We start from the raw sequence: 18,668 nt of genomic DNA on the forward strand, positions 1-18,668 counted from the left end.
GACGGGCCGGCTTATTCGTGGCCGAGCACGAAATCCCTGAGCGCGCGGGCATCATGCAGCGCATTGTGCGGCACGCGGCTGTTCATCGCGGTCGAAAAGCCGGGACTGCGGCGGAATTCGAAGCCGAGGCTGCCGACATCGACGATCTCCGCCGGGCCGGTGAGCAGCAGGCGGCAGAAGAGCGCGATATCCTCCGGCCAGTCGGCGACGATCAGCGGATCGCGATCGCCCGCCAGGAAGGCCGCGACCTCGTGCGCGGCGGTGGCCGCGTCGACATGGTTGGCAAGCGCCTGCGGCACGCTGTCCAGATAGGGCACGACGTTGCGGGCCACCCAGGGATGCACCTCCTCCGGCAGCGGCAGGACGGCATAATATTCCTGGTCGCCATATTCGGGGACGAGGCCGATGCTGATCAGCGCGCCGCCGAAGCCGTTGAATTCGGTATCGAGGAAATAGCGCATCAGCCCGCCCCGCTGGTGACGGCGGCACGGGCGAGGGTGTGGATTAGCGCGCGGAAGCGGGCAAGCTCCGCCGGATCGGCTGGATCATAGGTGCGGCCTTCGCCCAGCAACCGGGCGTTGCAGACATAGAAGATCGCGCCGGCGGCGACGCCGTTCAGGATCATCATCGCTGGGACAGGACGGAAATGGCCGGCCTCGACGCCCGCGGCGACGATCGCCTCGATATCGCGCAGCGCCGTTTCGGAAAATTCGATCGGGTTGCCGGCGCGCGGGCCGACATCGGCGATCAGGCGCTGGATGATCCGGGCGGCGGTGGGCCGCGCGACCATGAAATCCAGCCAGGCATCGAGAAGCGCGAGCAGCCGCGTCATCGGATCGGTGACGCCGGCGGTGTGGGCGACGACATAAGCGTGCATCGAGGCGAAGATATCCGCCTCCACCGCGTCATAAAGCTCCTGCTTGCCGGGGAAATGATAGACGATCGACGGGCGCCTGATGCCGACGGCCAGCGCCACATCCTCCAGCCGGGCGGCGGCATAGCCCTGTTCGGCGAAGACGACCTCGGCCGCATCGAGGATCGATTGCCGGGTGGCATCCCCGCGCGCCTGCCGGACCGGTTCCCTGATCGATTTCATGTTCCCGCCTTTAGGCCCCGTGCCCGGCCCGGCGCAATGGCGGCCGCCCGAAAGAAGGATGGCCGTAACGCGATCGTCATTCAGCGCCTCTGGGGGCTTTCAATTCTACCTACGTGTAGGTAGAAAAGCCGGCGCATGAAGGGAAGCGGAATCATCCGCCGGCATCGCGAAATCCAGCTCCAAGGGGGAGGAATGCATGTTCTGTCAAATGCTTATCCGGTCCAGCCTGTGCGCCCTGATGGCATCGGCGGCCTGTGCGCCGGCCATGGCGCAGGAGGCGCCGGCCGACGGCGTGGAGGATATCGTCGTCACCGCGCAGAAGCGGGAGGAATCGCTCCAGGACACGCCGATCTCGATCGCGGCCTTCACCGCGCGGGATCTGGAGAGCAAGCAGATCACCGGCCTGGTCGATCTGCGCGCCAACGTGCCCAACCTCCAGCTCACCCCCCATCCCAACAGCGCGGCGACCACCCAGATCTTCATGCGCGGCGTGGGGCTGAGCGACGACCAGATCACCCAGGATGGCGGCGTGGCCGTCTATATGGACGGCGTCTATGTCGCGCGCAGCCAGGGGCAGGCGCTGGAAGTGGCCGAGCTGGAGCGCGTGGAGGTGCTGCGCGGGCCGCAGGGCACGCTCTACGGCCGCAACGCCACCGGCGGCGCGATCAACTTCATCACCCGCAAGCCCGACCTCGGCAGCTTCGGCTTCAAGGGGCAGGTGACGCTGGGCAATTATGACAATCGCCGCTTCAAGGGATCGGTGAACGTGCCGATCGGCGATCGGCTGGCGGCGCGGCTTTCCTACGCCAACATCCAGCAGGACGGCTTCATCCGCAATCCGGGCACCGGCGTGAAGCGCTGGGGCGACAAGGATCGCTGGGCGATGCGCGCGGACGTGCTGTGGGAAGCGACCGATGCGATCAGCCTGCGCTACAGCTATGATCGTTCGCAGATCGACGACACGCCCGTCTATGTCGCGCTTTCGCCCTTCCACCCGCTGACGGTGCCGCGGCCGAAGGAGGGCAGCCCGGCGGTGCGCGATCTGCTGCCCAATGACGTGACCTCGCAGGGACACAGCCTGATCGCCGAATGGGAGGCATCCGACGCGCTGACGGTGCGTTCGATCACCGGCTATCGCAAGCTCGATAACTTCCAGAACCAGGATTACCTCACCGGCGCGCTGGGGCCGTTCCCCCTTCAGAAGAATCAGAGCCGCGCCAGGCAGGACCAGTGGAGCGAGGAGCTGCAACTGGTGGGCGACGCGCTGGACGGCGGCCTCGAATATGTGGCCGGATTCTATTATTTCTCCGAAAGCGGCAGCAATTTCAGCAACAGCTACAGCCCGCCGACGCTGACGCGCAGCTTCACCCGCGCGACGATCGACAATGAATCCTACGCCCTGTTCGGCCAGGCGACCTTCACGCCCGAATGGCCGGACCGGAAGCTGCACCTGACCGTGGGCGCCCGGCAGAGCTGGGACCAGCGCGCCGCGACGCTGACGCGCCAAACACAGGTGAACGACGGCCCGATCACGCCCATCCCCGGCGTGGGCGACGGCGACCGCAAGTTCAAGGATTTCAGCCCGAGCTTCGTGATCGCCTATGACGCGGCCGAGGGCGTGAACGTCTATGCCAAGGCGGTGAAGGGATATAAGAGCGGCGGCTACAACATCCGCGCCAGCTCGATCACGCGGTTCGATGACGGCTTCGGATCGGAAACGCTCTGGTCCTATGAGGCCGGGCTGAAGGGCCAGTTCCTCGACAACCGGCTGCGCCTCAACATCGCGGGCTTCGTTTCGAAATACAAAGACATCCAGATCAACGTCCAGTCGGACCCGACCAACGTCCGCATCACTGACGTGCTGAATGCCGGCAAGGCGACGGTGAAGGGCATCGAGGCGGACATCACCCTGCAGCCGGTGCGCGCGCTGCGCGTGACGGTGAATTACGGCTATCTCGACGCGAAATATGACGAGATCATCAACGCGGCGGGCGATGACATTTCCGATATCTACCGCTTCACCAACGCGCCCAGGCACACGCTGGCGGCCGATCTGCGCTACGATCTGCCGCCGCTGCCGATCGGCATGCTTTCGGCCAACGTGAACTACACGATGCAGAGCGACAAGTTCACCAACGCCACCATCGACAACGGCAAATATATCGTCGGAGACTATGGCCTGCTGAACGCGCGGCTGACGCTTTCCGACATTCCGGGGGTGAAGGGCGCGCGGATCGGCCTATGGGGCCGCAACCTCACCGACAAGGAATATTATGTGATGCAGTTCAACATCGGCCGCCCCGGCGCGCTGTTCGGCGAGCCGCGCACCTATGGCGTCGACCTCAGCTTCGAATTCTGAGGAGGATAGCGATGGGATATGCACGCATTCTCGCGGGGCTGGCGGCGCTTTCGATCGCCGGTGTCTCGATCGCGGCGGGGCCGGCGGCGGATTATCGCCCCGGCCCGGCCAAGGTGGCGCGGACCGAGCGCCCGTTCGGCGGCGGCGCGGGCGAGTTCCGCTTCGTCGTGGTGGGCGATCGCACCGGCAAGCACCGGCCCGGCGTGTTCGAGGGCGCGCTGGCCGAGGTGGACAGGCTGCGCCCCGATTTTGTCATCAACATCGGCGACCTGATCGAGGGCAATACCGAGGATCAGGCCCAGATCGACACGGAATGGGCGGAGATGCAGGCGGCGACCGGCCGGCTCGGCATCCCCTTCTTCTACGTGCCGGGCAACCATGATCTGACCAACGAGGTGATGCGCGCCGACTGGCGGCGCCGGCTGGGCGCCGATTATTACAGCTTCACCTACAAGGGCGCCCTGTTCCTGGTGCTGAATACCGAGGACCCGCCCCAGCCGAAGATCGCGCGGCTGAAGCTGTTCCAGCAATATGGCGCGGAGGCGATGGGCAAGGTGTTCCACGCGCTGCAGGGCGATCCCGCGGAGGCCCGCAGGCTTTTCGCCAGCGATCCCACGCTGGCCGAGCTGGCGGAGAAGGTCCAGGGATCGGAGAATGTGGCGTTCAGCGCCGATCAGGTGAAGATGGTGCGCGAGGCGCTGGCGCGGAACCCGAAACCGCGCTGGACCTTCGTGCTGATGCACCGCCCCGCGTGGAAGGTGGATTCGCCCGCCTTCCGGGAGATCGAGGCGATGCTGAAGGGCCGGCCCTATACGGTGCTGGCCGGCCATTATCACAAATATGCCTATGACCGGCGCGACGGCCGCGACTACATCCAGCTCGGAACCACCGGCGGCATGCCGGGCGCCTCCGGGGACGATCCCGCCGTGGTGGATCATGTGATGTGGGTTTCCGTGGCGGAGGGGGAGCCCCGGATCGTCAACATCCGGCTGGACGGCTTCTTCGACAAGCAGGGGCCGGCCAGGGCGGCCGCTCCCGCCGAGGTGGCGGCCGCAAATCCCTGACTATCGCGATAGGGCCGGCGGGTGGATCAGGGCCATGAAATCCGCTCCTTCCCCCGCGACAGGCCCCGCCGGCTCCGCCATCATCGCCGGAGCAAGGGGGACCGGCCGACCCATGAAAGGACATGCAATTGGAAGGAATGACTGAATGACGCTTGCACCCGCGCTGGGATCCCCCGCCAGCCCCGTGATCGTGACCGGCGGCGCATCCGGCATCGGGCTCGCCTGCGCCCAGGCGCTGGCCGCCGTGGGCCGCCCCGTGGCCCTGTGGGACATCAACGGCGCTAAGGCGGCCGATGCCGCCGCCGCCATCACCGCAGCCCATGGCGTCGCCGCCATCGGGGTCGCCGCCGACCTGCGCGATCTGGGCGCCATCGGCCCGGCGCTGGACGCCAGCCGCGCCGCCATCGGCGCGCCGGGGGGGCTGGTGCACGCCGCCGGCGTGGTCGACACCGCGTCGATCGACGGGCTGACGCAGCAGAGCTGGGACGAGGGCATCGCCATCCATCTGCGGTCGCTGGCCTTCATCACCCAGGCCATCCATGCCGATCTGAAGGCGCAACCGGGATCGGCCATCGTGGCGATCGCATCGATCAACGCCACGCTCGGCAATGCCATGAACCCGATCTACAGCGCGGCCAAGGGCGGCATCCTCTCGCTCGTCCGGTCGATGGCCGATCGGCTGGCGCGGGACGGCGTCCGCGTCAATTCGGTTTCGCCGGGGCAGATCCGCACGCCGATGATGCAGCCGGCGCTCGATGCGCTGCCCGAACGCTGGTTCGAAAACCGCATCCTGCTCGACCGGGTCGGTCAGCCGAAGGAGATCGGCCGCGTCGTGCGCTTCCTGCTTTCGGACGAGGCAAGCTACGTCACGGCGGCCGAAATCGTCGTGGACGGCGGCAATATCTCATCCCAGCGGGTGTGAAATAAGCAAGAGGAGAGGGGAATGACGGATCAGCAGGCGAGGCGCGCGGGGGCATTCCGCGCGGCGATCGCGCTGGCGCTGGCGGCGGCGCTGCCGGCGCTCGCGGGTTGCGCGGGCACGGCGGCGGAGCGGCCGGCCGCCGCCGCCGACCAGCGGCAGAGCGGCGTCATTCCCTTCACCGTCGCCGCCGTGGTGCAGGAGGATGGGGGCTATCACCTGCGCTGGACCGCGCCGGGGGCCGGCAAGGTGACCGTCTATGCCGGGCACGATCCGGCGGCGATCCCGCGCGACAGGGCCGTGGGGCAGGGCGGGGCGGACGGCGACCTGCGCGTTTTCGGGCTCGAGCCGGGGCGGCGCTGGTTCTTCGCGCTGGTGCCCGATCAGGGCGCGCCGCTGGTGGTGGCCGATCGCGGGCTGCATCTGCCGACGGCCCATAATCTGCGCGACATAGGCGGTTATCGCACCGCCGACGGCCGCTGGGTGAAGATGGGGCTGATCTACCGATCGGACCAGCTCGACAGGTTGAGCGATGCCGATCTGGCGGCGATGGGGGAGGGCGGCCTCGGCATCCGCCTGGTGGCCGACCTGCGCACCGTGAGCGAGCGCCAGCGCGAGCCCGATCGCCTGCCGACGGGCGCCGAGCCGATCGTGCTGGACGTGGCGGCGGACAGCAAGGGCACGCTGGGCGGCGACATGCGCAAGGCGGGCGAGGCGATCGCCGCCGGCAAGGGCGCCGAGATGCTGGTGGCGGCCAATCGCGATTTCGTGTCGCTGGATAGCGCGCGGACATCCTACCGCGCGCTGCTGGAGAAACTGGAGGCGCCGGAGGCCGGCCCCACGCTCTACCACTGCACCGCCGGCAAGGACCGCACCGGCTGGGCGACGGCGGTGATCCTGACCCTGCTCGGCGTGCCGCGCGAGACGGTGATGGCCGATTATCTCGCCAGTAACGATTATCTGCGCGCCAAGAATGAGGCGACCTATGCCATGCTGGCCAAGGCGGCTGGGGCGGGGCCGCTGCCCGGCGGGCTCGATCGGGCGAAGCTGGAGCCGGTGCTGGGCGTGCGGCCCGAATATCTCCAGGCGGCGTTCGACGAGGTGGAGCGGGCTTATGGTTCGTTCGACGCTTATGTGAAGAACGGCCTGGGCCTGAGCGACGCCGATGTGGCGGCGCTGAAGGCGCGTTACCTTACCGGCCTTCCTTCCTGATCTGATCCCGCCGGACTTTCCCGAAACGGCCATCCGATTAACAGTCGGATGGCCGTTTTCGTGATCCCGGATCATCTTGTATGCCGTATAATATATGGCATAGAGAAAAGATGATCCGGGCGATGATTCCATGACGGCGCAGCCTTTGAAGGGCGATGCGCGCAGGGGGCGGCGGCCCCGGCATTCGCGCGAGGCGATCCTCGCCGCGGCGGTCGAGTTGATGGAGCGGCAACCCGACGCGCCCTTCTCGCTCAACGCGCTGGCCCGTGAGCTGGGCGTGACGCCGATGGCGATCTACACCTATTTCGGCAGCAGCAACGATCTGCTGCAGGCGCTGACCGAGCATGTGCTGAAGGGGCTGGTGATCCCGGTGGCGGAGGATGCGACGCCCGCCGAGGCGATCGCCGCCTGGTGCCACGCGGTGCGCGCCTTCTTCCTCAACCATCCCCCCCTCATCACCATGCTGACCTGGGAGGGCGGCCAGGCATCGATCGCGTGGCTGGATCGCACGCTGGTGCTGGTCGAGGCGCTCCGGCGGCTGGGGCTGGAGGGCGATGCGCTTTCCCGCGCCGTGCTGTGGGTGTGGGGCGTCATCATGAGCGGGATCAACCTGGAACTGCACAATCGCGCGGCGCGATATCGGATCGCGCCGGAGGCGGTGGAGGAGATCGACCCCCGCGTGCGCGAACCCATCCGCACGATGATCGGGATGGTCGAGCGGCCGGGGCATTTCGACGATTTCTACGATTATCAGGTGGCGCGGCTGATCGATGCGATCACCGCCATGACGGCGGCGCCATCAGGGGACCAACCGGCATAAGCGAGAAGAAGGCGGGTTAGAGGGATGGAAGGCGATCTGGCGACGACGGTGGCGAAGGCCATCACCATATATGGCACGGGGGCGGGCATATTCCTGCTGTTCTTCGTGATATCGGAGATTTTCCTGCGCTGGCGCGAGGGCAAGCGGCCGCTGGGCGGCGAGGGGCTGGCCAATATCGTGCTGTTCCCCTTCGGCCCGCTCCTGGAGGCGGTGATCCTGAACGGGCTGCTGATCGCGGGAATGTTCATGCTCTACAACATCACGCCGCTGCGCGTGCCGGTGGAGCTGTGGACGCTGCCCATCTACTTCCTCGTCGGCGAATTCGGCTATTACTGGTTCCACCGCATCGGCCATGAGGTGCGCATCCTGTGGGCGGACCATTCGATCCACCATTCGGCCGAGATCTACGACTTCACCGTCAACCTGCGGCACACGCCCTTTTCGACCGTGTATCGCTTCATCGCCTGGGGGCCGCTGGCGCTGCTGGGCTTCAACCCGCTGGTGCTGGTGCTGATCGCGATGAGCGCGCCGGCCTTCCAGTCGCTCTGCCATACCGAGCGGGTCGGCCGGTTCGCGCCCTGGTTCGAATGGCTGTTCTGCACGCCCAGCAACCATGCCGTGCACCATGCCAGCAACCCGCTCTACATCGATCGCAACTATGGCGGGCTTCTGAACATCTGGGACCATGTGTTCGGCACCTATCAGCGGCTGGAAGATCATACGCCGCCCGTCTACGGCCTGACGCGGCCGGTGAATTCGAACAATCCCGGCACGATCCTGCTGCATGAATTCCGCTACCTCGCCCGCGATTTCCGCGCCGCGCCGGATTGGCGGACCAGGCTGAACGTGCTGTTCGGCAAGCCGGGCAAGACCTTCGAGGCGGACGGGCCGGGCAAGGGCATGCGGCCGGCGGCCGGGCTGGAGGCGGCGGAATGACGCCGCCGGACGCCTGGACGATCGCGGCCGTCATCGCCTTTCTCGCGCTGCTGGCGAGCCTGCGCCTTTCGGTGCCGGCGCTGGAGGGCAGCCGGCTGGCCGGCTTCATCGCCCATCCCGCGCTGCTGCTGCCGCTGGTGCTGGCCGTGCCGATGACGGTGGGCCTGATGATGACCGGCGCGGTGCCGGTGGCGCCGCTCAGCGCGCGCGACATGGTGATGGCCGATTACGGCTATTGGGCGGGCATCGCCGCGCTGATCACCGTCGCCACGGCCGAGCTGTGGCTGCTGTGGACGCCCAGCATGGTCGCCCGCCGCTTCGCCAGGCCGGAATCGCGGGAGGCGCTCAAGGGGCTGCCGATCCTGAACCTCGCCTTCGGCGCCGGCTTCCTGGCGCTGGTGTGGAACGCCTGGAGCTGAACGGGCAAGGGGCGGCGCCCGGAGCGCTTCCCCTCCACCCGAAAAGGGTTGGACATTCCCCCATATTTTCCTAAGGAACTGCGCGAAGGCATCCGAAACGATGCCTTCATGATCGCGCCGGTGCCCCGAGAGGGGCTTAATAGGGAATGCGGTGCGGGCGGCCTCGGCTGCCCAAATCCGCGGCTGTCCCTGCAACTGTAAGCGGCGAGCGCGATGCATATCGCCTGCCCCCGATGACCGGGGCGGGCAGCCACTGGGCCGGACGCTAAATCATGCGAGGCCTGGGAAGGCCGTGCATCAAGCGATGACCCGCGAGCCAGGAGACCTGCCGGCGTCTGGTCGCTCTTGCTGTGGCCCAGGGGCTGGCCGTGGCACGGAACTCCGTCTGAGCGACGCATGTGCGGCGGGGGCCGCACCGGTTCGCGTGCCCGGCGCCAATGGCGTTCGCCGGCCATGCGCGCCGGCCGTTCGCGCGGACGCTCCCGTCAGGTTCGCTGACGCCGGACGGGGGCCTTGCCCGGATGTATTCCCAATTCGTTTCCAGGGCGGCGCTTGCCGCCGTCATCGCCTGTTCCAGCCAGATCGCCCACGCCGGGGAGATGGAGGACATCATCGTCACCGGCGCGGGGCTGGAGCAGACCCTGCCGCAGGAGATTGCGCGCTACGGCAGCGCGATCGAGGTCGTCACCGAACGGCAGGTGCGCGACAGCGGGGCCATGGACGTGGCGACGGCGCTGCAATCCGTGCCCGGCCTCTATATCCGCCCGGCGAGCGGGCCGTTCAGCTATGTCGACCTGGCCTTGCAGGGATCGCGCACCAAGGACGTGCTGTGGACCGTCGACGGCATCCGCATCAACAACCGGCTTTATGGCGGCACATCGCCCAACGACACGCTGCCCGCCAGCATGATCGAGCGGGTGGAGGTGCTGAAGGGCGGAGAGAGCCTGTTCTACGGCACGCAGGCGGCGGCGGGCGTGATCAACGTCGTCACCCGATCGTTCACCGACGATTTCAACGGCCAGGCCAATGGCAGCGTCGACAGCCGGGCGGGCACCAGCCTGGACGGCTATGTGCGGGGCAGCATCGGCCGGCACCGGTTCGTGGCCTATGCATCGCACAACCGGGCGGAGGGATATCGCCCGTTCACCGAGATGGAACCCAGCGCCACCGACCGCAGGCGCGGCTATGACGTCTGGTCCGTCGGCGGCAAATATCAATATGATTTCGGCGGCGATATCGCCCTGAACCTGCAATATCAGCACACCGAAGCGAACCTGGACAACGCCAACGCCACGCTGGTGCGCGAGAGCCGCAACGATCGCAACGAGGAGATCGCCAGCGTCCGGCTGGACTATACCGGCAGCGACGCGATCCAGTTCTTCCTGAAGGGCTATTATCACGACTGGAAGACCGCCTATGTGCAGATCCGCAACGATCTGGCGACGGGCGAGCCGATCACCATCTTCCCGCCCGGCACCTTCTGGGGATATCGCGATTACGGCGCCAGCGCACTGGTGAAGATGCGGCCGCATCGCGGCCTCGAATATCTGGTCGGCTATGATTACCAGAAATTCAACGGCCGCGATGATGTGCTGCTGATCGGCAAGACGCGCGAGAATGTGCATGCCGGCATCTTCCAGGTGCGCACGACGGACGATCTTTCGCGCCGCGCGCGGCTGGCGGCGGGCCTGCGCTACAACGAGACCGGCGGGGCGAAGAAGACGGTGTGGAACGTCACCGGCCGGTTCGACATCAGCGACGATCTCTATGTCGAAGGCGTGGGCGGCACATCCTTCCTGCTGCCCGATGCCTCGCAACTCTACCAGATCGATCCCTGCTGCGAGAAGGGCAACCCCAACCTCGCGCCCGAGGAGAGCCTGAACCTCAACGCCACGCTGGGCGGCAAGCTGCCGTTCGCGGGCGGCGCGGTCAGCTGGCAGGCGGGCCTGTTCGCGCGGCGGATCGATAATCTGATCGACGTGAGCTACGACGACCCGGCCTATCCCGACGGCATCTTCATGAATTCCGACGGGCGGGTGAAGGTGCGCGGCGTGGATGCGCAGGCGGCCGCGGCGCTGGGCGACGGCTGGCAGTTGAGCGCCAGCTACAGCTATACCCGGTCGCGCAACGCCGGGTCGGACCGACAGCGCGATCGGACGCCCAAGCAGTTCGCCAGCGGTGCCATCGCCTATGCGCCAGCCGGGTTGCCGTTCGGCGCCAACGTCACCGTGAACTGGGTTGGGGATGCCCGGTCGACGCTGCCGGGCTTCGGCCGCCGCAACTACGGCAATTACGCGCTGGTCGACATCGGCCTGCATTTCTACCCGGACGGCGACGCCCGCCGGCACCGCGTGGGCATCAACATCGAGAATCTGTTCGACAGGGAATATGCGACGAGCGGCTACCGCACCGCACCGCGCGACGATGGCAGCGGCCGCTTCCTCTACGGCGTGCGCGGCGTGCCCCGCACGCTGCGGGCAAGCTATGGCCTGAGCTTCTGAGCGGGGAGGGCGCGATGCTGCGACCCATCCTGTTCCTCCACCGCTGGCTGGGCGTGGCGGTGGGGCTGGTGATGACGATCTGGTGCCTGTCCGGCTTCGTCATGCTCTATTGGGACTATCCCCGACTGATGCCCGACGAGCAGATCAGGGGGCTGGCCCCCCTGAACCTGCCGGCGGCGGCGCTGGCCCATGCCGGGCTGCCGGCGGACATGCCGCTTTCCGCCGCACGGGTGGAGATGATGGCGGGCCGGGCGGTGCTGCGCGCCACGCCCGCCATCGATCCCGGCCGGCCGATCGCGCAGATGCGGGCGATGCCGGCCAATATCGACCTTGCGACCGGCCGGCCGATCGATGGCCTTTCCGAAGCGGAGGCGCTGGCGGTGGGCCGGTCCTTCGGCCGCCATTACGGCATCGGCGGCGATGCGCTGGCGGCGGTGCCCACGGGCATGGACCAGTGGACGGTGCAGACCTTCCGCCGCCACCAGCCGATGCACCGCATCGATTATGCCGGCGGCGCCACCGCCTATGTGGCCGCATCGGGCGAGGTGGTGCAGCAGACCAGCCGGGCCGAGCGCTTCTGGGGCTGGCTGGGGGCGGTGCCGCACTGGCTCTACCCGACGCTGCTGCGGCAGGACGGGGCGCTCTGGTCCCAGGTGGTGATCTGGAGCGCGTTCACCGGCTGTTTCCTGACCGTGACGGGCTTGTGGGTGGGCATCGCCCGCCTGCGCCGCAACCGGCGGGGCCGGATCGCATCGCCTTATCGCGGGCTCTGGTGGTGGCATCACATGGCGGGCCTGTTCTTCGGCCTGCTGACGCTGAGCTGGGTGGCGAGCGGGCTGCTTTCGATGAACCCCTGGGGCTTCCTGGAGAGCGAGGCGGGATTTGCCGAGCGCGAGCGGCTGGCCGGGCCGATGCGCTGGGGCGATGTGGCCGCCGCGATCGGCCGGCTGCCCGCCCTGCCGCCGGGCACGGTGCGGCTGGAGACGGCGCCGCTTGGCGGGCGGACCTACCTGGCCGCCGTCTTCGCCAATGGCCGCCGCATCCGGCTGGGCGGCGACGGGCGGCCGGCGCCGCTGGCCCGGGACGAGCTGGCGGCCGCGCTGGCGAGCGGGCCGCCGGTGGCCGCGCTGGAGCTGATGCGCGGCGAGGACGATTATTATTACGCCCACAAATATCCCGTGACGCTGCCGGTGTGGCGGGCGGTGCTGGACGATGCCGAGCGGACGCGGCTCTACATCGATCCCGCCACCGGCCGGCTGATCCGGGCCTTCGACGGCAACGGCCGGGCCTTCCGCTGGCTGATGGACGGCCTCCACAGCCTGGACCTGCCGGCGCTGCGCCTCCGCCCGATCCGCGACATCGTGGTGCTGCCGCTGCTGGCGGCCGTGACCCTCGTCTGCGCCACGGGGACGTGGATGGGCTTCCGCGCGGTGGGCCGCGATTTCCGCAGGGTCCGCAACCGCAGGCGCCGCCGGCACGGCGCACGCATCATCGCCATCGAGGGAGCAACGCCATGACCAACGCCTCCTCGCCCATCCGGCGGCGGATCACCCTGCTGTTCGCGGGGCTGATCGCCGCCAACATCGCCGCCTGGATCTGGGCCTGGGCGGTGTTCGCCGGCAATCCGGTGATGCTGGGCACCGCGTTCCTCGCCTACAGCCTGGGCCTGCGCCATGCCGTGGATGCCGATCATATCGCCGCGATCGACAATGTGACCCGCAAGCTGATGCAGGACGGGCAGCGGCCGGTGGCGGTGGGCCTGTGGTTCGCGATCGGCCATTCGGCGATCGTGCTGATCGCGGCGACCGCCATCGCGATCGCCGCCAGCACGCTTGCCGATTTCGAGGCGCTGGGCGAGACCGGGGGCGTGATCGCCACGATCATATCGGCGGGCTTCCTGTTCGCCATCGCGATCATGAACCTGGTGATCCTGCGCAGCGTATGGGAGCGGTTCCGCCAGGTGCGGAACGGCGGCGCCTATGTGGAGGAGGACCTCGACATGCTGCTGGCCGGACGCGGCCTGCTGGCGCGGATATTCCGCCCGCTGTTCCGCCTCGTCCGCAAGAGCTGGCACATGGCGCCGCTGGGCTTCCTGTTCGGGCTGGGGTTCGATACCGCGACCGAGGTGGCGATACTGGGCCTTTCCGGCGCGCATGCGGCGGACGGCATATCGCTGGGCACGGTGCTGGTGCTGCCGGTGCTGTTCGCGGTCGGCATGGCGCTGATCGACACCGCCGACGGGGCGATCATGCTGGGCGCCTATGAATGGGCGTTCGTGAAGCCGATCCGCAAGCTTTACTACAACATGACGATCACGCTGGTTTCGGCGCTGGTCGCGCTGGTGATCGGCGGCATCCAGACGGCGGCGCTGCTTTCCGAGAAATTCGGGCTGACCGGCGCACCCTGGGCGGGGGCCGCGGCGCTTTCCGAACAATTCAACATGCTCGGTTTCCTCATCATCGGCCTGTTCGTGGCCTGCTGGGGCCTGAGCGCGATCATCTATCGCTGGAAGGGCTTCGACGCGATCGAGGCGCAGGCGATCCCTACCCCCTTGCCGGAGACGCAGGCATGAGCAGGATACCCACCACCGTCATCACCGGCTTTCTGGGCGCGGGCAAGACCACGCTGATCCGCCACCTAATCGCCAATGCCGGGGGCCGGCGGCTGGCGCTCGTCATCAACGAGTTCGGCGATGTCGGCGTCGACGGCGATCTGGTGAAGGGCTGCAACGACGCGGCCTGCCCGGAGGAGGATATCGTCGAGCTGGCCAATGGCTGCATCTGCTGCACCGTGGCTGACGATTTCCTGCCGACGATGACCAGGCTGCTCGATCGCCCCAACCCGCCCGAGCATATCATCATCGAGACATCGGGCCTGGCGCTGCCCAAGCCGCTGGTGAAGGCGTTCCAGTGGCCGGACATCCGCACGCGGGCGACGGTGGACGGCGTGATCGCGCTGATCGACGCCGATGCGGTGGCGGCCGGCCGCTTCGCCATCGACGAGGCGGCGCTGGCGGTGGCGCGCGCGGCGGACCCATCGCTCGACCATGACAGCCCGCTGGAGGAATTGTTCGAGGACCAGCTCGCCTGCGCGGACATGGTGGTGCTGAACAAGTGCGACCTCGTCGAGACCGGCGCGCTGGCCGGGATCGAGGCGGCGCTGGCGGGCGAGACGCGGGCCGGCGTCAGGATCGTGCGCGCCGATCATGGCGTGATCGATGCGGCCGTGCTGCTGGGCATCGGCGCGGGGGCGGAGGACGATCTCGACACGCGCCCCTCCCACCATGACGGCGAGGAGGATCATGACCATGACGATTTCGACAGCTTCGTGGTGCGCGGCGGCGACGTGGCCGATGCCGCGGCGCTGGCGGATCGGTTGGGCACGCTGATCGCCGCGCACGACATATTGCGCGTGAAGGGCATGATCGCCGTGGCCGGCAAGGCGGCGCGGCTGGTGGTGCAGGCGGTGGGGCCGCGCATCCAGCATCATTTCGACCGGGCATGGCATCCGGGCGAGGCGCGGGCGTCGCAACTGGTGGTGATCGGCCAGAAGGGGATGGACCGGGCCGCGATCGAGGCGGGGCTGGCCGGGGTGCTCGGCTGATGCACCTGCTTTCCGCCACGCCGGGCACGATATCGAACGGCGACGAGGCGATCGACCTCGATCAGTCGCCCGGCGATATCGTGGTGCTGACGGTGGCGGACAGCGAGCTGGCCTGCTTCGCCCAGGCGGCAGCGCGGCTGGGGGATGGGGGGCCGCGCATCCGCCTCGCCAACCTGCTCCAGCTCAGGCATCCCTATTCGGTCGATCTCTATGTGGAGAAGGTGATCGCGAAGGCGCGGTTCGTCTGCGTCATCCTGCTCGGCGGCAAGAGCTACTGGCCCTATGGCGTCGACGAGATCGCCGCCGTCGCGCGCGAAAGGGGCATCGCCTTCGCGGCGCTTTCCAACGGCAGCGATCCCGATCCGGCGCTGGCGGCGGCATCCACCGTGGCGCCCGATATGCTGGATCGGCTGGCCGAATATCTGCGCGAGGGCGGCGTGGCCAATGCCACCGCCTTCCTGCGCGTCGCCGCCGCCGGGGCGGGGATCGACGCGGATGTCGCCGACGATCCCGTGCCGGTTGCCGATGCCGGGCTCTACGCGCCGGGGATCGCGCGGCCGACGCTGGACGATATCCGCGCCGGCTGGGTGGCGGGGCGGCCGGTGGCGATGATCGTCTTCTATCGCGCGCTGCTGATCGCCGGCACGCTGGAGGCGGTGGACGCGCTGATCGCCGCCTTCGCCGCGCGGGGGATGAACGTGCTGCCGGTGCATGTCCGCGCGCTGCGGGCGCCCTTCGCCGTCCAGTGGCTAGGCGGGCTGCTGGCGGAGATCGCGCCGGACGTGATCGTCAACACCACGTCCTTCGCGGCGTCCGCGCCGGGCGAGACCCGCGTGCCCGCCGTGCTGGAGGCGGCCGACTGCCCGATATTGCAGGCGGTGTTCGCAGGCGTGGAGGAAAGCGCCTGGGCCGAAAGCCCGCGCGGGCTGGGGCCGCGCGACCTGGCGATGAACATCGCCCTGCCCGAGGTGGACGGGCGGATCATCACCCGCGCCATCGCCTTCAAGGCGGCCGCCCGGTTCGACGCGCGCACCGAATGCGCGATCGTGGTGCCGCGCGTGGCGCCGGGGCGGGCGGCGTTCGTCGCCGATCTGGCGGCCAATTGGGCGCGGCTCCGGCGGACGCCGCCGGGCGCGCGGCGGATCGCGCTGGTGCTTGCCAACTATCCCAATCGCGACGGCCGGATCGGCAATGGCGTGGGGCTGGATACGCCGGCCAGCGCGGCGGCGATCCTGACGGCGCTGGGCGAGGCCGGCCATGCGATCGGCGACGCGCCCACCGATGGCGCCTCGCTGATGCGGCTGATGCTGGCGGGCGTGACGAACGACCCCCACTCGCCGGAAAGGGGCGGGCCTGGGCGGGACGGGGGCGTGGCGCTGCCCCTGGAGGATTATGCCGCCGCCTTCGCCCGCCTGCCGGAATCGGTGCGGGCGGCCGTGGCCGGGCGATGGGGGAAGCCCGAAGGCGATCCCTTCGTGCGGGACGGCGCGTTCCGGCTACCGATCCACCGCTTCGGCAATGTCGCGGTCGCGGTGCAGCCGGCGCGGGGCTATAATATCGATCCCAAGACCAGCTATCACGATCCCGCGCTGGTGCCGCCGCACGGCTATTTCGCCTTCCATGCCTGGCTGGATCGCCATTTCGGCGCGCAGGCGCTGGTGCATGTGGGCAAGCATGGCAATCTGGAATGGCTGCCCGGCAAGGCGGTGGCGCTGGACGAAACCTGCTTTCCCGAGGCGTGCGCCGGGCCGGTGCCGCAGATCTATCCCTTCATCGTCAACGATCCGGGCGAGGGCACGCAGGCGAAGCGGCGGATCGGCGCGGTGATCCTCGACCATCTGACGCCGCCCCTGACCCGCGCCGAAAGCCACGGGCCGCTGAAGCAGCTGGAGGCGCTGGTCGACGAATATTATCTGGCCGCCGGCATGGACCCGCGCCGGATCGAGCGGCTGCGCGGCGAGATCATCGACCTTGCCCGATCGCAGGGGCTGGACGTGGATGCCGGCGCGGCGGGCGACGAGGAGGACGCGCTGGCCGCGATCGACAATTATCTGTGCGAACTGAAAGAGATGCAGATCCGCGACGGGCTGCATATCTTCACCCGATCGCCGGAGGGGCGGCTGCGCACCGATCTGCTGGTGGCGCTGGCGCGGGGGCCGCGGGGTTATGACCGCCCGGGCCAGGCATCGCTGATCCGCGCGCTGGCGGACGATCTGGGGCTGGGCTTCGACCCGCTCGACTGCCGGCTAGGCGATCGCTGGACGGGCGCGCGGCCGGGCCTGCTGGAGGAGATGACGGCCGACCCGTGGCGGACGGCGGGCGATACGGTGGAGCGGCTGGAGATGCTGGCCGTGGCCGTGGTGGAGGGCACGGCGTTGCCGCCGGGCGGAGCATCGGCCGCGGTATTGAGCGAGGTGCGGGACATGCTTGGCCCGCGCGTGGATGTCTGCGGGCCGGCCGAGAAGGCGGCGCTGCTGGCGGCGGTCGGCGGGCGTTTCGTGCCGCCGGGGCCTTCCGGCGCGCCGACGCGGGGCCGGCCGGACGTGCTGCCGACGGGGCGTAACTTCTATTCGGTCGACAGCCGCGCCGTGCCGACGCCCGCCGCCTGGGAGCTGGGCCGGCGTTCGGCCGAGCTGCTGGTGGCCGATTATCTGCAGCGCGAGGGCGAATATCCCCGCGCCATGGCGATATCGGCCTGGGGCACGGCCAATATGCGCACCGGCGGCGACGATATCGCCCAGGCGCTGGCGCTGATGGGGGTGCGGCCGAAATGGGATTGGGCATCGGGCCGGGTGATCGGGTTCGAGGCGATGGCGCTGGCGGAGCTGGGCCGCCCGCGCGTGGACGTGACCTTCCGCATATCGGGCTTCTTCCGCGATGCCTTTCCCGAGCAGATCGACCTGATCGACAGCGCCGCCCGGCTGGTGATGGGGCTGGACGAGCCGGCGGAGGACAATCCCGCCGCCCAGCGCCATCGCGCCGAGATGGCCGCACTGATCGACCGGGGAGCGGACCCGGCCACCGCCGCGCGCCGCGCCGGCCATCGCGTGTTCGGCGCGAAGCCGGGGGCCTATGGCGCCGGCCTGCAGGCGATGATCGACGAACGGCTGTGGCACGACCGCGCCGATCTGGCTGCCGTCTATCTCGACTGGGGCGGCCATGCCTATGGCGGCGGCGTGGAGGGGGAGGAGGCGCGGGGTCTTTTCGCCGCGCGGCTGGCGGAGGCCGACGCCCTCGTCCAGAACCAGGACAATCGCGAGCACGACCTGCTCGACAGCGATGATTATTACCAGTTCGAAGGCGGCATCGCCGCCGCCGTCGAGCATCTTTCCGGCCGCCGGCCCTTATCCTACCATAATGACCATAGCCACCCGGAAACGCCCCGCACGCGCACGCTGGAGGATGAGATCGGCCGCGTGGTCCGCGCGCGGCTGACCAACCCCAAGTGGATCGCGGGCGTGATGCGGCACGGCTATAAGGGCGCGTTCGAGATCGCGGCCTCGATCGACTATCTGTTCGCCTTCGCCGCGACCACCCATGCCGTGCGCGACCATCATTTCGACGCCGTCCACGCCGCCTTCATCGAGGACGAGGCCGTGCGTGCCTTCATGGCGGAAGCCAATCCGGCGGCGCTGCGCGAAACCGCGTCCCGGCTGGCCGAGGCGCTGGATCGCGGCCTCTGGAAACCGAAATCGAACAGCGCGGCCATGCTGCTGGCGCAAATTCAGGAGTGACGAGC

Annotated in this window: 14 protein-coding genes and 1 riboswitch; of the genes, 12 read left to right on the top strand and 2 right to left on the bottom strand. The window is 68.6% G+C overall.

The genetic code is table 11. The features are described from left to right. Nucleotides 1-11: 11 nt before the first annotated feature. Both G432_RS15680 and G432_RS15685 read right to left on the bottom strand, forming a co-directional pair. Entirely contained in the window at nucleotides 12-461 is a 450-nt protein-coding gene (locus tag G432_RS15680; RefSeq protein WP_015459795.1) for a 3'-5' exoribonuclease, read from the bottom strand. Further along, a complete protein-coding gene (locus G432_RS15685; protein ID WP_015459796.1) occupies nucleotides 461-1,096 on the bottom strand; it encodes a TetR/AcrR family transcriptional regulator in 636 nt (211 codons plus the stop codon). The genes G432_RS15680 and G432_RS15685 overlap by 1 nt, the downstream gene beginning before the upstream one ends. A gap of 196 nt (nucleotides 1,097-1,292) precedes the next feature. On the opposite strand from G432_RS15685, the gene G432_RS15690 reads away from it, so the two are divergent. The 12 genes from G432_RS15690 to cobN all read left to right on the top strand — a co-directional run bounded on the left by G432_RS15690 (nucleotide 1,293) and on the right by cobN (nucleotide 18,663). Next, nucleotides 1,293-3,455, top strand: coding sequence for a TonB-dependent receptor (locus tag G432_RS15690; protein ID WP_236626798.1), 2,163 nt, complete (start codon nucleotides 1,293-1,295; stop codon nucleotides 3,453-3,455). Between the two features lie 11 nt (nucleotides 3,456-3,466). Further along, nucleotides 3,467-4,519 (top strand): metallophosphoesterase family protein, encoded by a 1,053-nt coding sequence (locus G432_RS22660; RefSeq protein ID WP_015459798.1) that lies wholly within the window; start codon nucleotides 3,467-3,469, stop codon nucleotides 4,517-4,519. 145 nt (nucleotides 4,520-4,664) lie between these two features. Then, on the top strand, nucleotides 4,665-5,441 hold the full coding sequence (locus G432_RS15700) for an SDR family NAD(P)-dependent oxidoreductase (protein ID WP_015459799.1): 777 nt from the start codon (nucleotides 4,665-4,667) through the stop codon (nucleotides 5,439-5,441). A 21-nt stretch (nucleotides 5,442-5,462) separates the two neighbouring features. Then, nucleotides 5,463-6,650 (top strand): tyrosine-protein phosphatase, encoded by a 1,188-nt coding sequence (locus G432_RS15705; RefSeq protein WP_015459800.1) that lies wholly within the window; start codon nucleotides 5,463-5,465, stop codon nucleotides 6,648-6,650. Between the two features lie 130 nt (nucleotides 6,651-6,780). Further along, entirely contained in the window at nucleotides 6,781-7,470 is a 690-nt protein-coding gene (locus tag G432_RS15710; RefSeq protein WP_015459801.1) for a TetR/AcrR family transcriptional regulator, read from the top strand. A gap of 24 nt (nucleotides 7,471-7,494) precedes the next feature. Further along, the gene (locus G432_RS15715; RefSeq protein ID WP_015459802.1) at nucleotides 7,495-8,406 is read left to right on the top strand and encodes a sterol desaturase family protein; all 912 of its coding nucleotides are present in this window, start codon (nucleotides 7,495-7,497) and stop codon (nucleotides 8,404-8,406) included. Continuing rightward, on the top strand, nucleotides 8,403-8,825 hold the full coding sequence (locus tag G432_RS15720; RefSeq protein ID WP_015459803.1) for a hypothetical protein: 423 nt from the start codon (nucleotides 8,403-8,405) through the stop codon (nucleotides 8,823-8,825). Before G432_RS15715 ends, G432_RS15720 begins: the two co-directional genes overlap by 4 nt. 101 nt (nucleotides 8,826-8,926) lie before the next feature. Beyond that, nucleotides 8,927-9,172, top strand: a riboswitch (cobalamin riboswitch). A gap of 174 nt (nucleotides 9,173-9,346) precedes the next feature. Continuing rightward, nucleotides 9,347-11,326, top strand: a complete 1,980-nt coding sequence (locus tag G432_RS15725) for a TonB-dependent receptor plug domain-containing protein (RefSeq protein WP_041865475.1) — start codon at nucleotides 9,347-9,349, stop codon at nucleotides 11,324-11,326. A gap of 14 nt (nucleotides 11,327-11,340) precedes the next feature. Then, nucleotides 11,341-12,843 (top strand): PepSY domain-containing protein, encoded by a 1,503-nt coding sequence (locus G432_RS15730; protein ID WP_015459805.1) that lies wholly within the window; start codon nucleotides 11,341-11,343, stop codon nucleotides 12,841-12,843. Beyond that, nucleotides 12,840-13,898: a HoxN/HupN/NixA family nickel/cobalt transporter gene (locus G432_RS15735; RefSeq protein ID WP_015459806.1), complete on the top strand. Its 1,059-nt coding sequence runs from the start codon at nucleotides 12,840-12,842 to the stop codon at nucleotides 13,896-13,898. Before G432_RS15730 ends, G432_RS15735 begins: the two co-directional genes overlap by 4 nt. After that, nucleotides 13,895-14,929: a cobalamin biosynthesis protein CobW gene (gene cobW / locus G432_RS15740; protein WP_015459807.1), complete on the top strand. Its 1,035-nt coding sequence runs from the start codon at nucleotides 13,895-13,897 to the stop codon at nucleotides 14,927-14,929. The genes G432_RS15735 and cobW overlap by 4 nt, the downstream gene beginning before the upstream one ends. Then, nucleotides 14,929-18,663: a cobaltochelatase subunit CobN gene (cobN, locus tag G432_RS15745; protein WP_015459808.1), complete on the top strand. Its 3,735-nt coding sequence runs from the start codon at nucleotides 14,929-14,931 to the stop codon at nucleotides 18,661-18,663. Before cobW ends, cobN begins: the two co-directional genes overlap by 1 nt. Nucleotides 18,664-18,668: the final 5 nt, after the last annotated feature.

It is taken from the genome of Sphingomonas sp. MM-1, assembly GCF_000347675.2.
Classification (GTDB): Bacteria; Pseudomonadota; Alphaproteobacteria; order Sphingomonadales; family Sphingomonadaceae; genus Sphingomonas_E; species Sphingomonas_E fennica.